The sequence below is a fragment of the Aliiglaciecola sp. CAU 1673 genome, from assembly GCF_029223185.1.
Classification (GTDB): domain Bacteria; phylum Pseudomonadota; class Gammaproteobacteria; order Enterobacterales; family Alteromonadaceae; genus Bowmanella.
In genome coordinates, this window is record NZ_JARHUG010000001.1 from 55445 (window position 1) to 76309 (window position 20865).

Annotated in this window: 16 protein-coding genes; 13 read left to right on the forward strand and 3 right to left on the reverse strand. The window is 51.1% G+C overall.

Annotation, left to right across the window (positions count from 1 at the left end):
* Positions 1–187 precede the first annotated feature (187 nt).
* The 4 genes from P2G88_RS00255 to P2G88_RS00270 all read left to right on the forward strand — a co-directional run bounded on the left by P2G88_RS00255 (position 188) and on the right by P2G88_RS00270 (position 5957).
* The gene (locus P2G88_RS00255; RefSeq protein WP_275793556.1) at positions 188–3007 is read left to right on the forward strand and encodes an FAD-binding and (Fe-S)-binding domain-containing protein; all 2820 of its coding nucleotides are present in this window, start codon (positions 188–190) and stop codon (positions 3005–3007) included.
* A 5-nt stretch (positions 3008–3012) separates the two neighbouring features.
* Positions 3013–4335, forward strand: coding sequence for a nodulation protein NfeD (locus P2G88_RS00260; RefSeq protein WP_275793557.1), 1323 nt, complete (start codon positions 3013–3015; stop codon positions 4333–4335).
* Positions 4328–5104: a slipin family protein gene (locus tag P2G88_RS00265; protein ID WP_275793558.1), complete on the forward strand. Its 777-nt coding sequence runs from the start codon at positions 4328–4330 to the stop codon at positions 5102–5104. Before P2G88_RS00260 ends, P2G88_RS00265 begins: the two co-directional genes overlap by 8 nt.
* A 97-nt stretch (positions 5105–5201) precedes the next feature.
* Positions 5202–5957, forward strand: a complete 756-nt coding sequence (locus tag P2G88_RS00270) for a peptidylprolyl isomerase (protein ID WP_275793559.1) — start codon at positions 5202–5204, stop codon at positions 5955–5957.
* Here the strand turns inward: P2G88_RS00270 and P2G88_RS00275 are convergent.
* Positions 5913–6815 (reverse strand): TIGR02285 family protein, encoded by a 903-nt coding sequence (locus P2G88_RS00275; RefSeq protein ID WP_275793561.1) that lies wholly within the window; start codon positions 6813–6815, stop codon positions 5913–5915. The two genes, P2G88_RS00270 and P2G88_RS00275, sit on opposite strands and share 45 nt — an antisense overlap.
* 217 nt (positions 6816–7032) lie before the next feature.
* On the opposite strand from P2G88_RS00275, the gene P2G88_RS00280 reads away from it, so the two are divergent.
* Positions 7033–9492 carry a M1 family metallopeptidase gene (locus P2G88_RS00280; RefSeq protein ID WP_275793562.1) on the forward strand — a complete coding sequence of 820 codons (2460 nt, stop codon included), beginning with the start codon at positions 7033–7035 and terminating at the stop codon, positions 9490–9492.
* 1 nt (position 9493) lies between these two features.
* Positions 9494–9982, forward strand: a complete 489-nt coding sequence (locus tag P2G88_RS00285; protein WP_275793907.1) for a DUF6702 family protein — start codon at positions 9494–9496, stop codon at positions 9980–9982.
* A gap of 80 nt (positions 9983–10062) precedes the next feature.
* Here the strand turns inward: P2G88_RS00285 and P2G88_RS00290 are convergent, their stop codons facing one another.
* Positions 10063–10506, reverse strand: a complete 444-nt coding sequence (locus P2G88_RS00290; RefSeq protein ID WP_275793564.1) for a hypothetical protein — start codon at positions 10504–10506, stop codon at positions 10063–10065.
* Between the two features lie 215 nt (positions 10507–10721).
* Here P2G88_RS00290 and P2G88_RS00295 point away from each other — a divergent pair, with 215 nt between their 5' ends.
* A complete protein-coding gene (locus tag P2G88_RS00295; RefSeq protein WP_275793565.1) occupies positions 10722–11285 on the forward strand; it encodes a YSC84-related protein in 564 nt (187 codons plus the stop codon).
* Between the two features lie 99 nt (positions 11286–11384).
* On the opposite strand, the gene P2G88_RS00300 is transcribed toward P2G88_RS00295, so the two are convergent.
* Entirely contained in the window at positions 11385–12143 is a 759-nt protein-coding gene (locus P2G88_RS00300) for a hypothetical protein (RefSeq protein WP_275793566.1), read from the reverse strand.
* Between the two features lie 157 nt (positions 12144–12300).
* On the opposite strand from P2G88_RS00300, the gene P2G88_RS00305 reads away from it, so the two are divergent.
* From P2G88_RS00305 to P2G88_RS00330, 6 genes are all read left to right on the forward strand, one after another.
* Positions 12301–12999, forward strand: a complete 699-nt coding sequence (locus P2G88_RS00305; protein WP_275793567.1) for a hypothetical protein — start codon at positions 12301–12303, stop codon at positions 12997–12999.
* A gap of 291 nt (positions 13000–13290) precedes the next feature.
* Positions 13291–14694, forward strand: coding sequence for a lysine-sensitive aspartokinase 3 (gene lysC / locus P2G88_RS00310; RefSeq protein WP_275793568.1), 1404 nt, complete (start codon positions 13291–13293; stop codon positions 14692–14694).
* 265 nt (positions 14695–14959) lie between these two features.
* A complete protein-coding gene (locus tag P2G88_RS00315) occupies positions 14960–17965 on the forward strand; it encodes a TonB-dependent receptor (RefSeq protein WP_275793569.1) in 3006 nt (1001 codons plus the stop codon).
* Positions 17966–18116: 151 nt separating this feature from the next.
* Positions 18117–18881: a LytTR family DNA-binding domain-containing protein gene (locus P2G88_RS00320; RefSeq protein ID WP_275793570.1), complete on the forward strand. Its 765-nt coding sequence runs from the start codon at positions 18117–18119 to the stop codon at positions 18879–18881.
* Positions 18871–20001: a histidine kinase gene (locus P2G88_RS00325; RefSeq protein WP_275793571.1), complete on the forward strand. Its 1131-nt coding sequence runs from the start codon at positions 18871–18873 to the stop codon at positions 19999–20001. Before P2G88_RS00320 ends, P2G88_RS00325 begins: the two co-directional genes overlap by 11 nt.
* Positions 20001–20819 carry a LytTR family DNA-binding domain-containing protein gene (locus tag P2G88_RS00330; protein ID WP_275793572.1) on the forward strand — a complete coding sequence of 273 codons (819 nt, stop codon included), beginning with the start codon at positions 20001–20003 and terminating at the stop codon, positions 20817–20819. The genes P2G88_RS00325 and P2G88_RS00330 overlap by 1 nt, the downstream gene beginning before the upstream one ends.
* The last annotated feature ends 46 nt before the right edge of the window (positions 20820–20865 follow it).

Genomic DNA, 20865 nt, shown 5'->3' on the forward strand with positions numbered 1-20865 from the left:
CTTCCGTTGATCTTGACTTTTTAAACCTAATCTACATTTATCCATTTCACTGGTAATATATCTTGCAAAAAAAAGTTGTCAACTTGCTTTTCGGTGCAAGCTATATTACTGCCGTAATTGTGACCCTTCTTGCCGCCTCTTCATATTGCTATTAACCTAGTTCGAAGGTATTCACTCGGCTTACCCCATGGATTTCGACGGATTTTGCCGCGCACTGCGCCAGTTTTTGCCTGAAAAGGCGATCATCGATGACCTTTCCCTGCGGTTGGCGCACGCCGGGGATGCCAGCTTTTATCATCTGGTACCCAAGCTTCTGGTACGTATCGATGATATCGAGCAGATGCAGCGGCTGCTCTCCTGTTCCGGTGAATTCCGGGTGCCGGTCACCTTCAGGGCGGCGGGTACCAGTTTGTCCGGTCAGGCGGTAACCGATTCGGTACTGGTGTTACTGACATCTAATTGGCGACAGGCCGAGGTACTGGAAAAGGGCGCAAAAATCCGTTTGCAGCCTGGTGTTATTGGTGCCCGCGCCAATGAGATGTTAAAGCCCTTCGGCTATAAACTGGGGCCGGATCCGGCCTCTATTGATAGCTGCAAGATTGGCGGGATAGCTGCTAATAATGCTTCGGGTATGTGCTGTGGGGTTAAGCATAACAGTTACCATACGGTGGAGCAGATGCGTCTTCTGTTGGCCGACGGGACGCTGGTGGATACCGCATCACCCGATTGCCTGGAAGTGCTGACCCGCCGACATCCCAAACTGTTGGCCGGGCTCTCCAGATTGTCCCGGGTATTGCAGGCGACCCCCTCGCTGGCCGACAAGGTGCGGCACAAATATCGCCTTAAAAACACCACCGGCTATGGCATCAATGCGCTATTGGACTTTGATTGCCCGATTGAGCAAATCAAGCACCTGATGATTGGCTCGGAGGGGACTTTAGGTTTTATCGCCGATATCACTTACCAATCGGTGCCCCTTGCCCCTTATCAAACCAGCGGCCTTTTCGTTTTTGATCATATCGAACATTGTTGCGAGCTGGTGTCCGCGCTTCGCCAGCTGGATGTACAGGCGGTGGAGTTGATGGATGCCAGCGCTTTGGCTGCGGTTGCGCAAAAGCAGGGAATGCCAAAGTGGCAGGGGGAGCTGCCAGAGGAAGCTGCCGCGTTACTGATTCAATTGGGTGCGTCAGATAATGAGACACTGGCCAGGCAACAAGTCGAAGTACAGGCGTTATTGGAAAATAGCCGCCAGAGACTGATATGCGCCGCGCCTTTTTGTCAGGGTGAGCAAGAACAGTTGCTTTGGGCCATTCGCAAAGGGCTGTTTCCTGCCGTGGGCGCCAACCGCGAACCTGGTACGACTGTGATCATCGAAGATGTGGCGGTACCTATCGAATACCTGGCTAAAGCGGTAGAACGACTGCATGGCCTGTTTGCACAATATGACTACCACCGCGCCATAATTTTTGGACATGCCCTCGAGGGGAATCTGCACTTCGTTTTTACCCAGGCATTTGATAATGACGAGCAGGTTGGCCGCTACGATGCCATGATGCAGGCGGTAGCGGAGGAGATCCTTGCGTTTGGTGGTGCGCTGAAAGCAGAGCACGGCACTGGCCGCAATATGGCGCCTTTCGTGCGCCAGGAGTGGGGCGACGAGCTTTATGGCATTATGCGCGAACTGAAACGCCTGTTTGACCCCAGGGGCACGCTCAACCCTGGCGTAATTATTAATGACGATCCGAAAGCACATCTTAAACACCTGAAGGCCATACCTGCGGTAGATGCGCAAATTGACGAATGTATCGAATGCGGGTTTTGTGAGCCGGTTTGTCCTTCCAAAGAACTCACCCTGACGCCCAGGCAGCGTATTGCCCTATGGCGGCAGTTGTCACAAAAAAATGGTCTTGATCCTAAAAGCCGCCAGCAGGTGGGAGAAGATTATCAGTACCTTGGCATCGACAGTTGCGCGGCCACCGGGCTATGCGCCAGTCGTTGTCCCGTAGGTATTGATACCGGGGCCTTTATTAAGTCTCTGAGAGGCCGGCGCCAAGCCTCCCCACTAAGTCGCTTTAGCGCTACACATTGGAAAATGACCGGACAACTGGCCCGCTTTGCCCTTAAAAGCGCCGCCATTAGCCGCGATCTGCTCGGTGAAGCTGTCACCGAAAAGATTTCCAATGGCCTTTACGACATCAGTGTCAAAGGGGTACCCAAATGGAATCCAGCCTTACCAGGACCGGCGGAAAATGTGGTTGAGCTTGCCGGCAGGGGGCAACCGGTGATTTATTTCCCCAGTTGCGCCAATCGTTGGTTTGGTGTGCAACCTGGGGCGCAAGATGAAAGGCCTGTATTTCAGGTGATCGCTTCGGTGCTGAAAAAGGCCGGTTATCACATGTTGTTAGTCGATGATGCCGACGTCCTGTGTTGTGGCCAACCCTGGGAGAGCCAGGGGCAGACAACTTTGGCCAATAGCAAACTTGAGGAAGCCCGGGACAAGTTGATAGCCATGGCGGATGATAAAAGCGTGCCGGTGCTTATCGATGCTGCCAGTTGCGCCTTGCAACTCAGACGAGCATCAACGGGTCTGGAAATCCATGATCCCGCCAGCTTTATCCGCGATAAAGTGCTTCCCAAGCTGCATATCCGCCCGCTTTCCGAGCCTGTTATGCTGCATATCAGTTGCTCGGCAAAACGACAGGGTTCTGAGCAGGCGCTGCTTGAAGTAGCCAAAGCCTGCAGTACAAAAGTGATTGTGCCTAAGGATATTCACTGTTGTGGATTTGCCGGCAATAAGGGCCTGACCTTACCGGAGCTCAATCAAAGTGCCCTGACCGGGCTTAAGGCCCAAGTGCCCGGTGATTGTCATCAGGGTATTTCTGACAATCGCACCTGCGAAATTGGCCTGAGCCAACATAGCGGCGTTCCCTACCAGTCGGTTTTCTACCTCCTCGATAAGGTCAGTCACAGTCTTGGCTATACTGGTGATAAAGCTCAAGAAAAGTAAGTGATGTGAACATTTTACGGCGCATATTGCTGTCGTGGTTATTGTTGATCTCCGGCATTTGCAAAGCCGAAGTATGGGTCTTGGATATTCGGGATGCCATCGGCGTAGCCACGGCCGAATATGTCATATCCGGGTTGGATGCTGCCCATCAGGCGCAGGCCTCTTTGGTGGTGCTACGCATGGACACCCCAGGCGGCCTGGACCAGTCAATGCGAGCCATTATCCAGGGCATTCTGGCTTCTGAAATTCCGGTGGTGGGGTTCGTGGCTCCAAAAGGGGCCAGAGCAGCAAGTGCCGGTACCTATATCCTGTATGCCAGTCATCTGGCGGCCATGGCCCCGGCTACCACATTAGGTGCGGCAACCCCGGTGCAAATCGGTGGCGGACAACCCGCCTCGCCGTCGGGACAAGATCAGGGAAAACAGCCGGCAAGCGCTATGGAGAGAAAAATCCTCAATGATGCAATTGCCTATATTCAGGGACTGGCTGAACTTCGTCAGCGCAATAAGGAATGGGCCGCTGCAGCGGTGCGTGATGCCGCCAGCCTGTCGGCGCAGGACGCCCTGGAGCAGCAAGTCATCAATGTTGTCGCGGAAGATTTGCCCGCCTTATTGAATCAGCTTGATGGACAAAAGGTGGTGGTGCACGAAAAGCCCCTGACATTGTCTCTGGCCGGTCAGCAAGTGCGGCTTTTTGAAGCCTCCTGGCGTCATCAGTTTTTATCTGTTCTTACCAATCCCAATGTGGCCTATATCCTGATGCTGCTCGGCATTTACGGTCTGATTTTTGAGTTTTCCAATCCAGGCATGGGTGGCCCCGGCATTGTGGGCGGCATTTGTATTTTGCTGGCTCTTTATGCCTTTCAGGTGTTGCCGGTCAATTATGCCGGGGTGGCGATGATCGCTCTGGGAGTGGGCCTGATGATAGCTGAGGCCGTGGTACCAAGCTTTGGCATCCTGGGCATTGGCGGTGCAGTAGCCTTGGTGATGGGCTCAATTATGCTGATGGATACACCTCATCCCGATTTTCAGATTGCTTACCCTTTAATAGGGGCGGTGGTGCTGGCCAGCGCTGCTTTTACCTTTCTGACCATCGGCATGCTTATCAAAACCCGGCGCAATCCGGTGGTATCCGGGGCTGAACATTTGTTGGGCGCAGAAGGCGAAGTGGAACAGCTTGCTACGCAAGGGGTGCTGGCAAGGGTGGATGGCGAGTTATGGGAGGTCAGATGCCGGCAGCCGCTAGCCATTGGCGATAAGATCAAGGTCAGGAGCATCGATGGCCTGGTGCTGGAGGTGGAGAAAACCAAGGGGAAAACCGATGAATAGTCCGATTGTAATACCTTATTTCTGGATGGCGCTGATATTCCTGCTGGTGATGTTTGTGGTGTCCATGTTCCGCGTGCTAAGAGAATACGAACGCGGTGTGATTTTCTTACTTGGCCGTTTCCAGGAGGTTAAAGGTCCAGGGCTGATTATTGTCATCCCCTTTATCCAGCAGATGGTCCGCGTAGATTTGCGCACGGTGGTGATGGATGTGCCCACTCAGGATGTGATTTCCCGTGATAATGTGTCGGTCAAGGTCAACGCAGTGGTCTATTTCCGGGTGGTCGATCCACAAAAGTCCATTATTCAGGTGGAGGACTATTTGGCGGCTACCAGTCAGCTCTCACAAACTACCCTGCGTTCGGTGCTTGGGCAGCATGAACTGGACGATATGCTGGCTGAACGTGAAAAGCTGAATACCCATATACAGGGGATCCTGGACAGGCAGACAGATGCCTGGGGAATCAAAGTCTCCAATGTCGAAATTAAGCATGTGGATTTGGATGAGAGCATGATCCGCGCCATTGCAAGACAAGCCGAGGCCGAGCGTACACGACGGGCCAAGGTTATCCATGCGCTGGGCGAGCATGAAGCCGCAGAGAAACTGTTAAGCGCGGCCAAGACCCTGTCTGAGCAGTCCCAGGCGCTGCAGCTTCGCTATTTGCAGACCCTTACGGAGATTGCTGGCGACAAGAGCAATACCATTATCTTTCCGGTGCCTATTCACCTGATGGAAAATTTGCAGACCTTGTTAAAGGACAAAACCGATTAACCTTTTTGGCTACAGGCAAATACAAAACGCTACAAACTGATAAAGATTCCGTTTCCCGTCTTGCCTATGCTACCAGCAGCGATATACGGGAGGGAAAATGGCTAAATATTTTGTGTTGCTGATCGGGGTGATGGGATTTACAAGCGGTGCCTGGGCCACAGTAGTGGAATTTAGAACAGTCCTGGGCAGTTTTCAGGTGCAGCTGTTCGACCAGCACACACCGAAAACGGTGCAGAACTTTCTGGGGTATGCGAATGCCGGTGCCTTTGAAGATACGCTGGTGCATCGTTCAGTGTCGGGCTTTGTGGTGCAAAGTGGCGGTTTTCAATTCAGCGGTGAAATGCCACCGGATCCCATCAGCGTAGGGCCGGCCGTAGTCAACGAGCCAGTCTTCTCCAATGTGCGCGGCACCATTGCCATGGCCAAGCAGGCCGGCAATCCCAACAGCGCCACCTCACAGTGGTTTATTAATCTTGCGGATAACAGTTTAAATTTAGACGGTCAGAACGGTGGTTTTACCGTGTTTGGACGAGTGCTGGGTGACGGTATGCAGGTAGTCGATGCCATTGCTTCGTTACCCACTTTTAACCTGGGGCAGCCTTTTAATGAGTTGCCACTTCGAGACTACACGGCGGGTGATGCCCAACAAGGTACCGAAGTGCAGGGAGACAACTTGGTTCTGATAGAAGACATTGTGGTTGTTGATGCCGGTACCAGCAGTGGCGGTACCTTGCCACCAGCCAATAGTCAGGGCGGTGACAACATGGGGAGTGCCGGTGGTGCCGGCAATTGGCTTTGGGTTTTCGCGCTATGGCTTTTCCGCGGTATCAACAGGCGCGCTCAGCGAAACTGATGATTGGTTAATTAAACGATGGAAGGTCGGCCAATAAGGAAGACCTTCTTCTGCCAGCCATTGCTCGATGCCTTGCAAAAAGCGTTGTGATTGACGCAATTGGGGGATGGCCTGATTGATGCTTTCAATGGCATGACGCCCCCATTCACTGTTACTGCAGCCAATGGCGCCTATTACAAAATCGTGCTGATTTTCGGCAATGGGCAATGCGCTGACCTCAAGCCCGCGTGTCTTTTGGTAATGGCGACCCACGACCGCATAGTCGATGGTGTAATCCAGCCTTCCTTTCTCTATCAGTTCCAAGACCCCGGAGGCACCAAGGCTTGCCGATATATCCTGGTGGGTAAAAGAGGCCCGGGGGTTGTCATCAATGATGGATTGCAGCGGTTGACTGTATTTGCGACCCATGGTCAGTCCCAGGCGATAATTGTGGTTGGCCAACAGGGATTGCAGAGAGACCGGGTTGCCAAACTGGGCTTCCAGTCGTTTCGCTATTTCAGGGCGGGTAAGCAACCGGTGCGGCGGATAAAAATGGGTCGCATTGCTGTAGAGCGTAGAGTCAGTATCTTCCCTTTTTATCATACAGGGGAAGCAAAGTGGTGCTTTCTGCTCGCGCAACATCGCAATACGCGGATGTGGCATGACCGTGAAATGATGCTCTATTGTGGGCATGGCATCGGATATTGCGCTGGTCAAGTGGTCACAGAAACCCTGCCCCGCAAGCTCACCGCTGACAATATGAAAGGGTGGGGCGTCGGGAATGGCCCACTGAATGCTTGCCTTCGAATCGACTTCCCTATCTGGTTGCTGTGCCAGCACGCTGCTCGCTAGTAGCGTCAACAACAGCCAGAAATGCATGTCGACCTCAAAACGAAGAGATAGTTGATTTTAATATACGGTAAAAGTGCGTTTGAACCGACTTTTTCTTTACTTTGTCGAAGGGCAGGGGGTTAGGCCTTACTTGTCGCTGCCAAGTTCGATATGCTCAGGCGCTTTTTTTATTGCCATGATCGCTCAAGTGAAATGCTCTGTAGCATGCAGATCATGGTGGATATTCTGTAGTAAGGAATTGCCTATGAAGACACGCCTGCTCCTCCTCGGTGCGGTTGCGCTTGGTGCTGTTGCGCTAAATGCTTCTGCCGATGCCATTCGCCAGACTAAAGGGGATTTCGAAGATAAATTCCGTCAACTGGATGAAGTGCTGCCCACCGCTAACATATATCGAAATGCTGCCGGAGAGCCCGGTCATCAATATTGGCAGCAGCAAGTGGACTACAAAATTCAGGCACGTCTGGACGAAGACAAACGCCGCTTAAGCGCTGTGCAGCAAATAAGGTATTTCAACAACTCGCCGGATACACTGCGTTATTTGTGGCTGCAACTGGAACAGAATGAGCTTAAAGCGGACTCTATGTCCGAATTGTCCAATGCTTTTGCCGGCATTGGCCGTCGTGGCCCGGCAACTCAAGCGGGCGACGGTGAAACACCGGCCAAGCTGAGCCTGGATGAACTGCGTCGCCAGCAATTTTTGGCCGACAACCAGATGGGCTTTGATATAGCTGAAGTCAAAGACGCCAAAGGCCGCAAACTGAAGGTCACAATCGTCGGTACCAATATGCGAGTCGATCTGCTGGAGCCACTAAAATCTGGCCAGCAATTAGACTTTACTCTGAGCTATGCCTTTAACCTGCCGGAAGAAAATGCGGTTTCGGCTCGGGGCGGCTATGAGCATTTCCCCAAAGACGCCCGTGAAGGTGGCAATGATATTTTTCAGTTAGCCCAGTGGTTCCCACGTTTGCATGCTTACACCGATTATGAAGCCTGGACCAATAAGGAGTTCTTGGGACGCGGTGAATTTACCCTGGAGTTCGGTAACTACGAGGTGGAAATTGATGTACCGGCGGACCATATCGTCGCGGCCACTGGTACCTTGCAAAACGCCGATGCAGTGTTGTCCAGCGAACAGCGTAAACGCTTAAAGCAAGCTGAAACTGCCAAGCGTCCGGTGTTTGTGGTGACTGAAGAAGAAGCCCTTGAGAACGAAAAAGAAGGCACCAATAAGCGCAAGGTATGGAAATTCAAGGCCGACAAAGTGCGAGACTTTGCCTGGGCTTCTTCCCGTAAATTCATGTGGGATGCCCGCGGCTACGCCCAAGGGGGCGATGAGATGCCGCTGGTGATGGCCATGTCTTTTTATCCTAAGGAAGGTGGCGACCTGTGGAAGAAATACTCCACTGAGTCGGTGATCCACACCATGCAAGTTTACTCCCGTTTCTCCTTCGATTATCCCTATCCGGTGGCGCAGTCGGTAAACGGTCCGGTGGGCGGTATGGAATATCCGATGATTACCTTTAATGGTCCGCGCACCGAATTACAGGATGATGGCACCCGTACCTATTCCCAGGCAGAGAAGCGCTATTTGATTGGTGTGGTGATCCATGAAATCGGCCATATTTACTTCCCCATGGTGGTTAACTCGGATGAGCGCCAGTGGACCTGGATGGATGAGGGGCTAAACAGCTTCCTCGATGGTGTGGCTGGACGTGAGTGGGATCCTGAGATCCCATGGGGGGTAGAGCCGCGAGATATCACTGACTATATGAAATCTACCAATCAAGTGCCGGTGATGACCCAGTCGGACAGCATCCTGCAGTTTGGTCCCAATGCCTATACCAAACCCGCTGCCGCCCTGAATATTCTGCGCGAAACCATTATGGGCCGTGAGCTGTTTGACTTCGCCTTTAAGGAGTATGCCCGTCGCTGGAAGTACAAGCGTCCAACCCCGGCAGATTTCTTCCGCACTATGGAAGAGGCCAGTGGCGTGGATTTAGATTGGTTCTGGCGCGGCTGGTTCTACAGCACCGATCATGTGGATATCAGCATCGACAAGATCTACAAGCTACGCATTGATACCGAGGATCCGGATATCGACTTCGAGCGTCGTCGTTTGGAAGAGAAAAACAAACCTTTATCTTTAACGGTGGAGCGCAACCGCGTTGAAGGTATCGAACTGTGGGTCGACAAAAACCAGGATCTGGATGACTTCTACGACAAAAACGACCGCTTTACCGTGACCAACAAAGAGCGCAATCAATATCGCAAGTTCCTGAAAGACCTTGAAGATTGGGAGCGCGAGGCGTTTGAGCGCGCGGTTAAGGAAGATAAAAATTACTACGTGATGGAGTTTTCTAACCTGGGCGGCTTGGTGATGCCTATTATCCTGCAACTGGACTACACGGACGGTAGCAGTGAGATGATGCGCATCCCTGCCGAGATCTGGCGCCGCAGTCCTAAAGCGGTGAAGAAATTGATCGTGACAGACAAGGACAAAGAACTGAAGCAGGTTACTGTCGATCCGCGTTGGGAAACCGCCGATGTGGATGTGGAAAACAACCACTATCCACGCCAGATCATTCCTTCCCGGGTTGAAGCCTATAAGGCCAAGAAATCGGATGATCTGATTCGTCGTGACATCATGCAGGACATCAAGACCAAGCTGAAGTCTGACGAGGAAGACAAGAAGGATGACAACTAAGATGTTAAGGCGGCTATGTGTCTTGATATTAGCTGGCAGCCTTTGGCTGCCGGCGTTCGCCCATCAGCAGAAGGCGGCCATCACCAAAGTCTTGTTTAATAGCCGCACCGGGCATATTGAAGTTATGCATCGTTTTTATATGCATGATGCCGAGCATGCGGTGGGTGAGATTTTCGGCGGCAAAGCCGACATCATGAAATCTGCCGAAACACAGCAGCAGTTTGCCGACTATGTTACCGAGCGCTTCGAGCTACTCCAGCAAGACAAGGGGTTGCCTTTGTCGCTGGTGGGCTTTGAACTGGAAGGCAAGTTCTTCTGGGTTTACCAGGAAACTCCTATTCCTGTGGAACTGACAAACCTTTCAGTGCGCCACAATGCGCTTCGCGATATTTGGCCTAGTCAGGTTAACCTGGTCAATATTGAAGGCCGTGAGGAGCTCAAAAGCCTGACCTTCCATGGCAGCGCCGAGCTACTAAAAGTCGAGTTTTAACTCTGGAGGGGGTCAGGTCTTGAAATTTGCAGAATTGCTGCAAATTTCAAGACCTGACCCCATTTTTTTGACCCCATTTTTTAGCTGGGGCCAAAGGTTGGCTCTATGCGTTGTTTTTGATGTTTCGGATTGCCTCTTGCGCTGAGGATGCCGGCTTTTACCGGTTTAGTGAAAGTGACGACTAACGCCAGTAAGGGTAAAGCGAACAAGGTCGAGAAGACCATGGCACAAAGCGTGTCTAAAAGGATGACGAAGCGTGCCAGGTATAGCCAGCGGAGGCTAACAGACAACAAAAATAACAGGGAGAAAAGTAAAATCGGCAGCCAGGGTGCCAGAAATTCGCCAGCAGCGTGGGCACTATAGGCGGTGGCTGTGGGTGTCTTCGAATGGCTGATAAAGCGTATCAGATAGTCAAATAGCTCGGACTCCCCCATCGGCTTGTCGATACCGATAAATACCAGCACCAATACCGATAGCGAAAGCAGAAATCTCAGCCAATAGAAAGTCAGAGTGAGCGCGTACATTTGATGGCCCGGAAGAAGCTTTAAAAGCAAAAGATGCTGGAAATGCGGCGCAGAAAATATCTCAGAATTGGTCTTTCAGCAAGGATTGTCGTTGGTCAAATCACAGCTGCTACTTTGCCGGTTTTTAGCGTTAACAATCTCCACTACTAAGTCTTAACTTTTTCATGAAAATCATGAACTAAACTAGATGTTAAATTCAGTAAAAAGGAAAGATTATGCACGCTTTGAGAATGTGTTGGAGCATCTTGCTTTGTTTTGCGCTGGTGGCTTGTGCATCCATGGGGGATGGCAGCAAGGCCGAGAAGCAGCAGAAGATTTTGTCGATGAAAGAGGAAGTGTTAACCCGGCTTTTTAAGGAAAAGCCTGATACCCGTGCCCAAATCAATGCCGCTCCAGGCTATGCTGTTTTCAGCAATGCCAATGTTAATTTGATCCTGTTGTCGGCCGGCACCGGCTATGGGGTAGTAAAGGATATGCAAAGTGGTAAGCATACCTACATGAACATGGCTGAAGGTGGCGTAGGTTTTGGCCTGGGAGCTAAGGATTATCGTATTGTCATGGTTTTCCACACTCATGACGCTCTACAACGCTTTATCGACAGCGGTTGGGCTTTCGGAGGGCACGCCGATGCAGCCGCCAAGGCTGCTGATAAGGGTGTATCGGCCGAAGCCGAAGCGCAAACCGGTGATGTTACCCTGTATACCCTGACAGAATCCGGGTTAGCCCTTCAAGCGACCGTCAAAGGGGTCAAATTCTGGGTGGATGAAGCGTTGAACTGATGAGCTGAGGGCCTGTAGCTGGGCACATATTATGTCAAATGCTCTTTTTGAATTCCTTTATGGGAATCAGAAATAGTGGCATAAATCCTGGGCCTTATGTTATTCAAAGCTATCAAAGCGCCACTTCTCTTTGAGTTTACGGATAAGTTGAGGGTTCTCGTCCATAAAATGTCGGAACTCTTCAATGATGTCTTTGTGCTTGAATGAAGCTAAATGCCAGTAACCACTGCCTTGCGGGGCATCCTCAGCAAGTGTGATGGGAGGGCTTTTCTCTCCCATGATTGCGCGCCAATAGTAATTAGCTATACGGCTATTCATGTAGGCACCGTCAATCCGCTCCCTTATTAACATCAAATAAAGACTGTTGTAATCAGTTGCCTCTATAGTACGGATTGTTTTGGCATGAATATCTTCAAAATAAGGGTAGGGCGTGAAACCCAAAGGGACACCCAAGACTTTCAATTTGAGATGGGCATCTTGTGCATTCTGTTTGAGAACGATTAGACCATCGGTAAATTCCAGCATGGGAGCGTAGGCGATATCCAGTCCTGCTTTCAAGTCCTGCACCCAATTAGGATTCTGCGGAAATATCAGCCCCAATTTGCCATCAACAAAATCCTGATCCATGCGCTTTAACGGCAGCACAACATATTCAAAACGATAGGGTTTTCCGTCCAGGAATGCATCCATGATGTCTCTGCCTAAACCAGAGTAGACTCCCCCTTGATACTGGGAGTATGGGAGAAAATGCGGGTAGTCCTCAACGCCGACCGTATAAATCTGCTCATCTGACTTAACATGGGCGCAGAAAAATATGCTGAAAGTTAACAACAGTGAATAGATCGTTGCTGCGTACATGGATAGAAATCAGTTGTTGGGGCAAAGATCAGCTTAGTGTGGTTGGACAGCAATTGCTATGTGCTTGCTCAGAAACTGAAGCCTTGGCTACTGAACTGAACTTTTATAGCCTGCCAGCCTCTATTGTTTACCGCAATGGACTGTCCATCTCTGAATCTTGTCAAAATCTCTGTTTTCCAAACATCAACTCGCATTTTTTATTGCCCTGTCGCTGCTACTGCACGTGTTACTGGCGCTGTGGCTAGCCAGTCAAAACAGTGATGTTACCCCCAACACTGCTAAGCAGCCTGCCATTGTGGCCAGGTTGTATATGCCCACGCCTCCAGTGACCGTCCCTGAGCCGCTGGAACAGCCAGAGCCTGTGAAAGTCCCGGATAAGAATGACATTGCAGCTACTGATCCTATTACCGAAATGCCGGCTGAAGCTCCGCCTGAGCAAGCTCCAGGGCAGCCAACGGAAGTAAGTGAGAAGAGCGCCGTGCCTCAAGAGGAAATCAGGGGGGAGTCCGCCAAAACGAGAAACACATCTGATAACAACCAGCCCTTTAATCTGAATTCATTAGTCCGGCGACAGCTTGGCAATATGCAACAAATGCAGCGTCAACAACTGGGGGAGCAAGCCGCCAGAGAATTCCGTCAGCAACAGACCAACCCAATCGGCCATATCCCCGATATTCAGCCAATGCAAAGCGAAGAGGAAACGTTTCTGGAGTCACAGCGTATCGAGGCGAACTGTGACAACAATGCTAAAGCCGCGATTGCAGGCGTGTTGAGTTTGATGGGAGGGCAAGTGCGTTGCAGTCGTCCACCGGATTTCCAGCAGTATATTGACAGGCGACTGAACAAAAACCCCTAGCCTCTGATATTGCGCTTATTTCAGTCAGATTCTAAGCAGTAAAAACTGAACTAAAGCGGGAGTTTAAATTCTGCTTAGGAACGGTCAAAATACAGCGGTTCTCCTCTGGGTGAGCCATGCGAGATATGCTGCCACAAACGGCACTCTCAAGTGAATATGATTGCATTTATATTGCATGAAAATGCTGGTAACTTACCGGCCTGTTTTTGACCAGTAATAATCTGGTCATTGGGTAGCCGGCGATCCGGCATGTTTGCCGACGGCAGGAACCGTCGGTGTTTAGGGGGATACATGTCTATCAATATCGCCAAGTTCGGGGGGACGAGTGTTGCCAACATTGAGGCAATGCGTCATTGCGCCCAAATTGTCATTAACAATCCGGCGACCCGGGTCGTAGTGGTGAGTGCCGCTGCCGGGGTGACCAACTATTTGGTGCAGTTGGCCAGCGAAGAGCTGACGTCGGATCAGAAAGAAACCATACTCGGCAAAATAGAAACTATCGAATTTGCCATTTTAACCGGGCTAGAAACGCCTTCCCCTGTCAGCATCAAGTTGAATGAACTGCTGAGCCTTCTGAGAGAACTGGCGTTCCACGAAGAAATCCTCCACCGACCTGACCTTAAGGACGCTATTTTGTCCTTAGGTGAGCGTATGTCCTCTTTGCTGTTTGCTGAACTGCTGTGCCAAATGGGCTGTGAAGCAGAGAATTTTGATGCTCGCAATGTAATCAAAACTGATAGTGAGTTTGGTGAAGCCGAGCCCGACATCGCTTTGATTGGTGAGCAGGCCGGTAAATTAATGAAGCCAGAACTGTCGCGCTGTGTATTGGTCACTCAGGGCTTTATCGGCTCCGACTGCAATGACAATACCACCACACTGGGGCGCGGCGGTTCAGACTATACGGCGGCATTGCTGGCAGAAGCACTGAATGCCGCTACCTGCGAGATTTGGACCGATGTGATCGGTGTGTATACCACCGACCCCCGTATTACCGATAAAGCGCGTCCGCTGCCGGAGTTGAGCTTTGAAGAAGCCGCCGAGATGGCAACCTTTGGCGCCAAGGTATTGCACCCGGCAACCATGGTACCGGCTGTGCGCAAGAATATCCGTGTATTCGTAGGCTCCAGCCGTGAGCCCAATAAAGGCGGCACCTGGATTTCCAGAGACTGTGAGCATGAGCCTCATTACCGGGCCATTACCCGGCGCAAAGATCAGGTGCTGGTGACGGTCAAGACCCCGAATATGCTCTTTGCCTCCGGATTTTTACAGGAAGTCTTTTCCATCCTGGCCAATCAGCATCTGAGTGTGGATTTGGTGACCACCTCAGAAATTGCGGTGTCGCTGACTATCGACAATCCCAGTAATTCGGTGCGTTCGACCTTGAATCAGGAAACCATCGGTCGCCTGAAAGAGATCAGCGAAGTCACAGTAGAGCAAGGCTATGACCTGATTACCGTAGTGGGCAACAATATGCACAGTGCCGCTGGGGTCTCGAGCAAAATTTTTGCTGCCGTAAAGGATTTCAATCTGCGCCTGATTTGCTACGGTGCCAATCCGCACAATATTTCTTTCCTGGTGAAAGAGAAGGACAGCACGAACGTGGTCAAAGCGCTGCATCAAGACCTGTTTGAGCAGGAGCAAATGCCCAGCCACAGCGTTGGCTTTAAACGGCATCAACATGCCAATCATGGCTGAGTGAATCAAGTGAAGCAAACCAGGCCGCTGTATCAAGCGGCCTTTTTATATGCCGCTTGTCGGCGTTGGTCCCAAGTAGCCGAAATTGATCGTCAGATTTGTCTCGTTAAGAACCTTATGCGCTTCCTTCATCACATCTTTTTCTGCCGTTAGTGGCGGATTGTTAGCGTCTCTAGCATCGGCGGACTGCACCCACAGACATTTTCCATGTGAACGGCAGAATCATCGGCCGAGAGATGACAACAATAAACACTGGAGATGTGATATGCGAGCAAGGTTCAACAAACACCTCACTGCCATTGCTGTGGCTGCTTCACTTGGCATTGCCCAACCGGTCATTGCCAATACGACGTCCAATATTGTCGGTACAGTACAGGCCCAAAGCCCTCAGGACTTGATGGTGACAGCCACAGACAAGGCTACCGGCCGAAGCCGTGAAATCAGCATTGATGCTGACGGGGAGTTTCGCTTTGCCCAACTCCCCCCAGGTCAGTATGTAGTGACCATCAGCCGTAACGGTGCGGTAGTTGCTTCTCAGGATATTCGCCTGAGTCTGGGCAGCAATGCCAATCCGGTATTCAATCTGATGTCGGCAGATACCGAAGTCATTGAAGTGACAGGCGCCAGGGTGTCCGCGGTGGATCTATCTACCACCGACTCGGGGCTGGTTATCGGTGAAGTGGAGCTTGACCGTATGCCGGTACCACGCAACCTGACCGGTGTTTCGCTGCTGGCGGCAGGCACCGTCTCCGGCGACTCCAATTTTAGCTCGCCCAATGATGGTGGGTTAGCTTCTTTTGGTGGTTCATCGGTTGCCGAGAACTCTTGTTATATCAACGGAATGGAGGTGACAAACACCAGCCAGGGCTTAGGCTGCGGCTCGGTACCCTTCGAATTTTACAAGGAATTTCAGGTTAAAACCGGGGGCTATTCCGCACAATTCGGCCGTACTACCGGCGGTGTTATCAATGCCATCACCAAAAGCGGTTCCAATGAATGGGAATTTGCTGCCACGACACTCTATACACCCAAGGCATTAAGAGAAGACGGCCAGGTATCTTATGGCGGAGGTGGTGCCAATGGGCCGGTGATTTTCCGCGATACCCGAAATGATGAGTACGGTGAATTTGAGTACACCTTGTCTGCATCAGGTCCCATTATTGAAGATAAGTTGTTCTTTTACGCTATCGTCAACCCAAGGGATGTTGAGAACAATTTTGCCTTTCAGTCCAGTGCGCGACAGCAGTATTCACCGGACAATCGCTTTATTAAACGGAATGCCAGTGGTGGTGATAACCTTTTTTGGGGAGCTAAGTTTGACTGGTTTGTCACCGATGATCACAAGCTCAGCCTGTTTGGTTATTCAGATCGCAATGACACTACCTCTGAAACCTATCGCTATGACCCCATCACCGAGCAAGTGGGGGACTTACTGGGCACCACCTTGCGTAAGCGGGGCGGTGACGTCAAAAGCTTAAGCTATGTGGGCAATTTCACCGAGGATTTAACCATTTCTGCATTGGTGGGGGAGATTGAAACCGAGTACACCAATGAGCCGGATAACCTTGATTGCCCCTCGGTTGCAGATACGCGAGATATACCGGAAGCGCAGCGGATCAGCAGCTGTGGCACAGGCGGACGCTCTGGCGACAATATCGATACCAACACCCAGTATCGTTTTGATGTGGAATATTATGTAGGCGACCATTTGCTTCGTATAGGCTATGACAAGCAGGAGCGCGATACCTTCCACACCACCGAAGATATCACAGGCCATAACTGGACCTATTCCACCTTACTGCCTAACGCCAGTATCCAGGGTAATAGTGGAGCACTTTATACCAACAATACCGGCGCACCTTTGGACTATGTTTCCGATCGCATATTCCAGGGAGGTGGTTCCTTTACCACGGATCTCAATGCCTGGTATATCGAAGACGAATGGCAGGTAACCGATAACCTCAAGCTGAACATCGGTGTGCGCCAGGACGAGTTCATCAACAAGGGCTCCACCGGCAAGACCTTTGTGTCCTTTAAAACCGATGTGGCGCCTCGCCTCGGCTTTAGCTGGGATCCCACCGGTGCCGGTAACTCAAAGGTCTATGGTACCTGGGGGCGTTACTATCTGCCGGTACCGAATAACACCAACTATCGCGCTGCGGCCGGTATCAGTGACAGCACCACTTACTATACCTTCAGCGGTAGCGATTCGACGGGTGCGCCAACCGGTCTGACGCCCATCGCTGTGGGCAACAGTACTGTAGTCAATTCCGTGCCAAACCCGGTGGTGCAGGATATCTTTCTGTCTGAAGAGGCGGAGCCTTTTAGTAAAGATGAGCTGATCTTGGGTTATGAGCAGCAACTGAATGATGACATGGCCGTATCGGTGCGGGGTATTCGTCGTGAAGTTGCCACCGGGCTAGATGATTACTGTGGTCCGCTGGCCCCTGTTAACTGCGTGCTTCTGACACCTGGCAAAGCCAATACCTGGTGGCAGGATGATGATAATGACAGTGTGCCCGATGAGGGTTCTCGCCGCACTTTTAGCGCCGAGGAGATTGGTCTGCCAGAGGCGAAGAACGAGTACACTGCTATCCAGACCGAATTTAAATACCGGGCCGATGCCCTGCGCTTGAATGTTGGATATACCTGGAGCCGCAGTGTCGGTAACTTCGAAGGCGCGGTGAAATCCGATATCGGCCAGCGGGATCCGGGAGTAACCCAGGATTTCGATTTCCCGGCCCTGATGGATGGCGCCGAAGGTTATCAGGCCAATGACAGACGCCATGTATTCAAGTTCTTCGGATCTTATGATGTGACCGAAGATCTGACCCTTGGCTTTAACTCCACCTTGTCCAGCGGTCGTCCGTTGTCGGCCTTTGGTCAGGGGTATCCGGATCATACGCCGACCATTTACGGCAGCTATGGCGATACCTTCTATCTCTACACCAATCAATGTCCTGATGCCAACGGCGATGGGCAATGCCAGCAGGACGAGAAGCTGTATACCCGCGTACCGCGCGGTACCCTGGGACGAACTCCATGGACCTTTAACCTGGATCTTTCGGCAAGCTACAGCTTTGAGCTAAGTGGTGTCGATATGCGCGCCAATCTGAATGTCTATAACATCCTCAATGCCGGCGGCGTGGTTTCACAGAATGAACACTACGAAGGCCGTCGTTCAGAGGGCAGTTACAACCCTTACTATGGCGCGGCCTACTACTGGCAAACGCCCAGGTATGTGCAGATTGGAGTTGAGGCCAGATTCTAAGATGCCTCAGCTGTTATAAAAGCAAAGGCCGGCATTGACCGGCCTTTTTTCATCATTTTATCCCTCAATTCCGCATCTCGGCGTAGCGCTTTTCTGCATTGACCAAGGCAAAGGTAGAGTGTGGTCACAACCAAAGTCCGAGGAGATTAGCATGGTTCGTTGCATGATAGTGGAAGATGAAGCCTTATCCAGAGAACGCGTTGCTTCGCTGGTAACAAGGCGCCCTGGTTGGGAGTTGGTTTCCCAGGCCCAGGCTTTTGAGGAGGCAAGGGAGCAGTTGCTGAAGTGGCAGCCGCAGGTCTGTTTTATGGATATCGAAATTATTGGCGGCAGCGGCCTGGAACTGGTCGCCCAACTGCGTCATGAGCTTAGCTGTTATTGGGTGTTCACCACCGCCTACAGCCAGCATGCCATCAAGGCATTTGAATATGAAGCCCGGGATTATCTTTTAAAGCCTTATGATGATAGCCGTTTTGACTGCATGATGAACAAGCTTGAAGCCAGACTTATGTCCGGTAAGACGCTTTTGTCTGAGCAGCACAGCGATACATTGGCCCGACACAATAAGGCTGACTACGTAGACCGTTTAGCAATTCGCTCTGTAGGGAATATGTATTTTGTGCGGGTTGAAGATATTGTGTGGGTAAAAGGCGCAGGCAACTACCTGGAAATTCATTGCCGCGACAAAGTGCATTTGTACCGTGAAACCATGTCCAACCTACAGGCATGTTTGGACCCCAACCGGTTTGTGCGGATTCACCGCTGCGCCATGATAAACCTGGACTGTCTGTGCGCCATTAACAGCGAGCTGGGGCGTTACAGCAATCTTGAAATGAATAATGGTGAAGAAGTCAGGATAGGGCAAAGTTATCGTAAAGCGTTGTTCAGGCAACTTGGAATAGAAAATGAGCAGTGAATTATCATTCGAAGAGATTTTTCCATCGGAACAGGGGGAAGGGGAGAAGATATCCGGCGCAGCCAAGCCCAACTACTGGCTGTTGCAAGGCCTGGGCTGGCTCTTTTACTACCTGGTAATGGCCGTGGACAATATTATTTTCTATGGTGAGTACAATGTTCTGGGGCTGAAGATCTTGTATGTAACCTTGCCGATTGCGCTGGTGGGTTTTCTTGTCACTCTGCCGATGCGTCATCTTTTTCGCCGTTGCTGGGGATTACCGACCTTATCGCTGGGGCTGGTGATACTGTTCACCAGCCTGATTGCTTCCTTTCTGTGGGCCATACCCAAAAATATCATCCTGTCCTATCAGTTTGAGGACGAATTCCAGCGTTTGCTAAATGGTGATCTGGATCCGCTCACCCTCTTTATGAACTTCAGCTTCTCCTTTTTTATCCTGATGGTATGGAGCAGCCTGTATTTCGGCATTAACTACCATTTTCGTCTGATAGAAGCCCAGGCGCTGCGCTACCGGGCCGCGAAACTCAGTCATGTGGCGCAGATCCGTATGCTGCGTTACCAGATTAACCCGCATTTTCTGTTTAATACCCTCAACGCGGTCTCCACTTTAGTAATGCGCGGGGACAAACAACGATGTAACCGCATGCTCAGTCAGCTCGCCACCTTTCTGCGGTTTTCACTGGATAGCGACCCGGAGAAAAAAATCCCGTTACTTGATGAAATCCAGGCATTGATGCTGTATCTCGACATCGAAAAAACCCGCTTCGGCGAGCGTTTGCATGTGGAACTGCATGTGGCTCCGCAAACCGAGCAGTGTCGGGTTCCCAGCCTGCTGATACAGCCATTGGTGGAAAACTGTATCAAGCATGCCATCGCCAAAATGGCCACCGGCGGGAAAATTGTAATTCGCACCTGGCTGGAGCATAACTTGTTACATTTGCAAGTTGCGGACAACGGCCCATTGACGGATCTTAATCTCATTAATAACAACGGTGTCGGCTTACAGAATATCATCCAGAGGCTTGAAGTTCTGTATGGCGCCAATCAGCGGTTTGTGGTTGAACAGGTGCGTCCTCAGGGGTTAAGCGTCACCATAGTCATCCCCAACGAAGGAGAATGATGGACAAAGTCAGGGTTTTGATTGTTGACGATGAAGAACTGGCCAGGGAAGGACTGCAATTGCATCTACAGGATATAGAGGGGGTGGAAGTACTGGCTTGTTGCGCCAATGGTCGTGAAGCCCTTGAGGCCGTTGAGCGCTTAATGCCGGAACTGCTGCTGGTGGACATCGAAATGCCGCTGATGAATGGCATTGAGCTTGTGGCAGAGATCAATCGCCGTGGCTGGCAGCTGGAAGCCATCTATGTCACTGCTTTTGACAAGTTTGCCGCCACTGCCTACGGCCAAGGTGTAAAAGACTATCTGCTCAAACCAATAGATGCTGAAAGCGTGAAACAATCTGTTGATGGTTTCAGACGCCGTCGTCGGGAGCGCGAGGCGGAAATGCAATTGCAAAAGCTGGAAGGATTGATCCGCCAGCGCACCGGCAAGACTTTGGGTGCGGTGCAATCGCAACTGGAAAATGCACCGCTGCGCGATTTGCCCACTCTCAACCCTTATCTGTCACTGAAGAATGGGACGCAATGGTTCCGGATCAAAATTGCAGATATCTGTTGGGTAGAGGCCGCCGGTGACTTTGTGTGCGTGCATTCGGATAAGGACTCACAAATTGCCCGTCAGACCCTGACCAATATTGCAAGCTTTCTTGACCCGGATTGCTTCTGTAGGGTCAGCCGGTCGGCTATTATAAATCTCAATAAATTGGAACAACTAACACCCAATGCAAATGGTGAATATCACGCCCAATTGACCTCGGGTGCTCTGGTTAAGGTCAGCCGCATTTATAAATCCAATCTTCCTGAGCTGCGCCGCCACTAGTTTCTTTCTTTAGTAGCTCCCTGGAATGTCCGTGGTTAAGTAATCC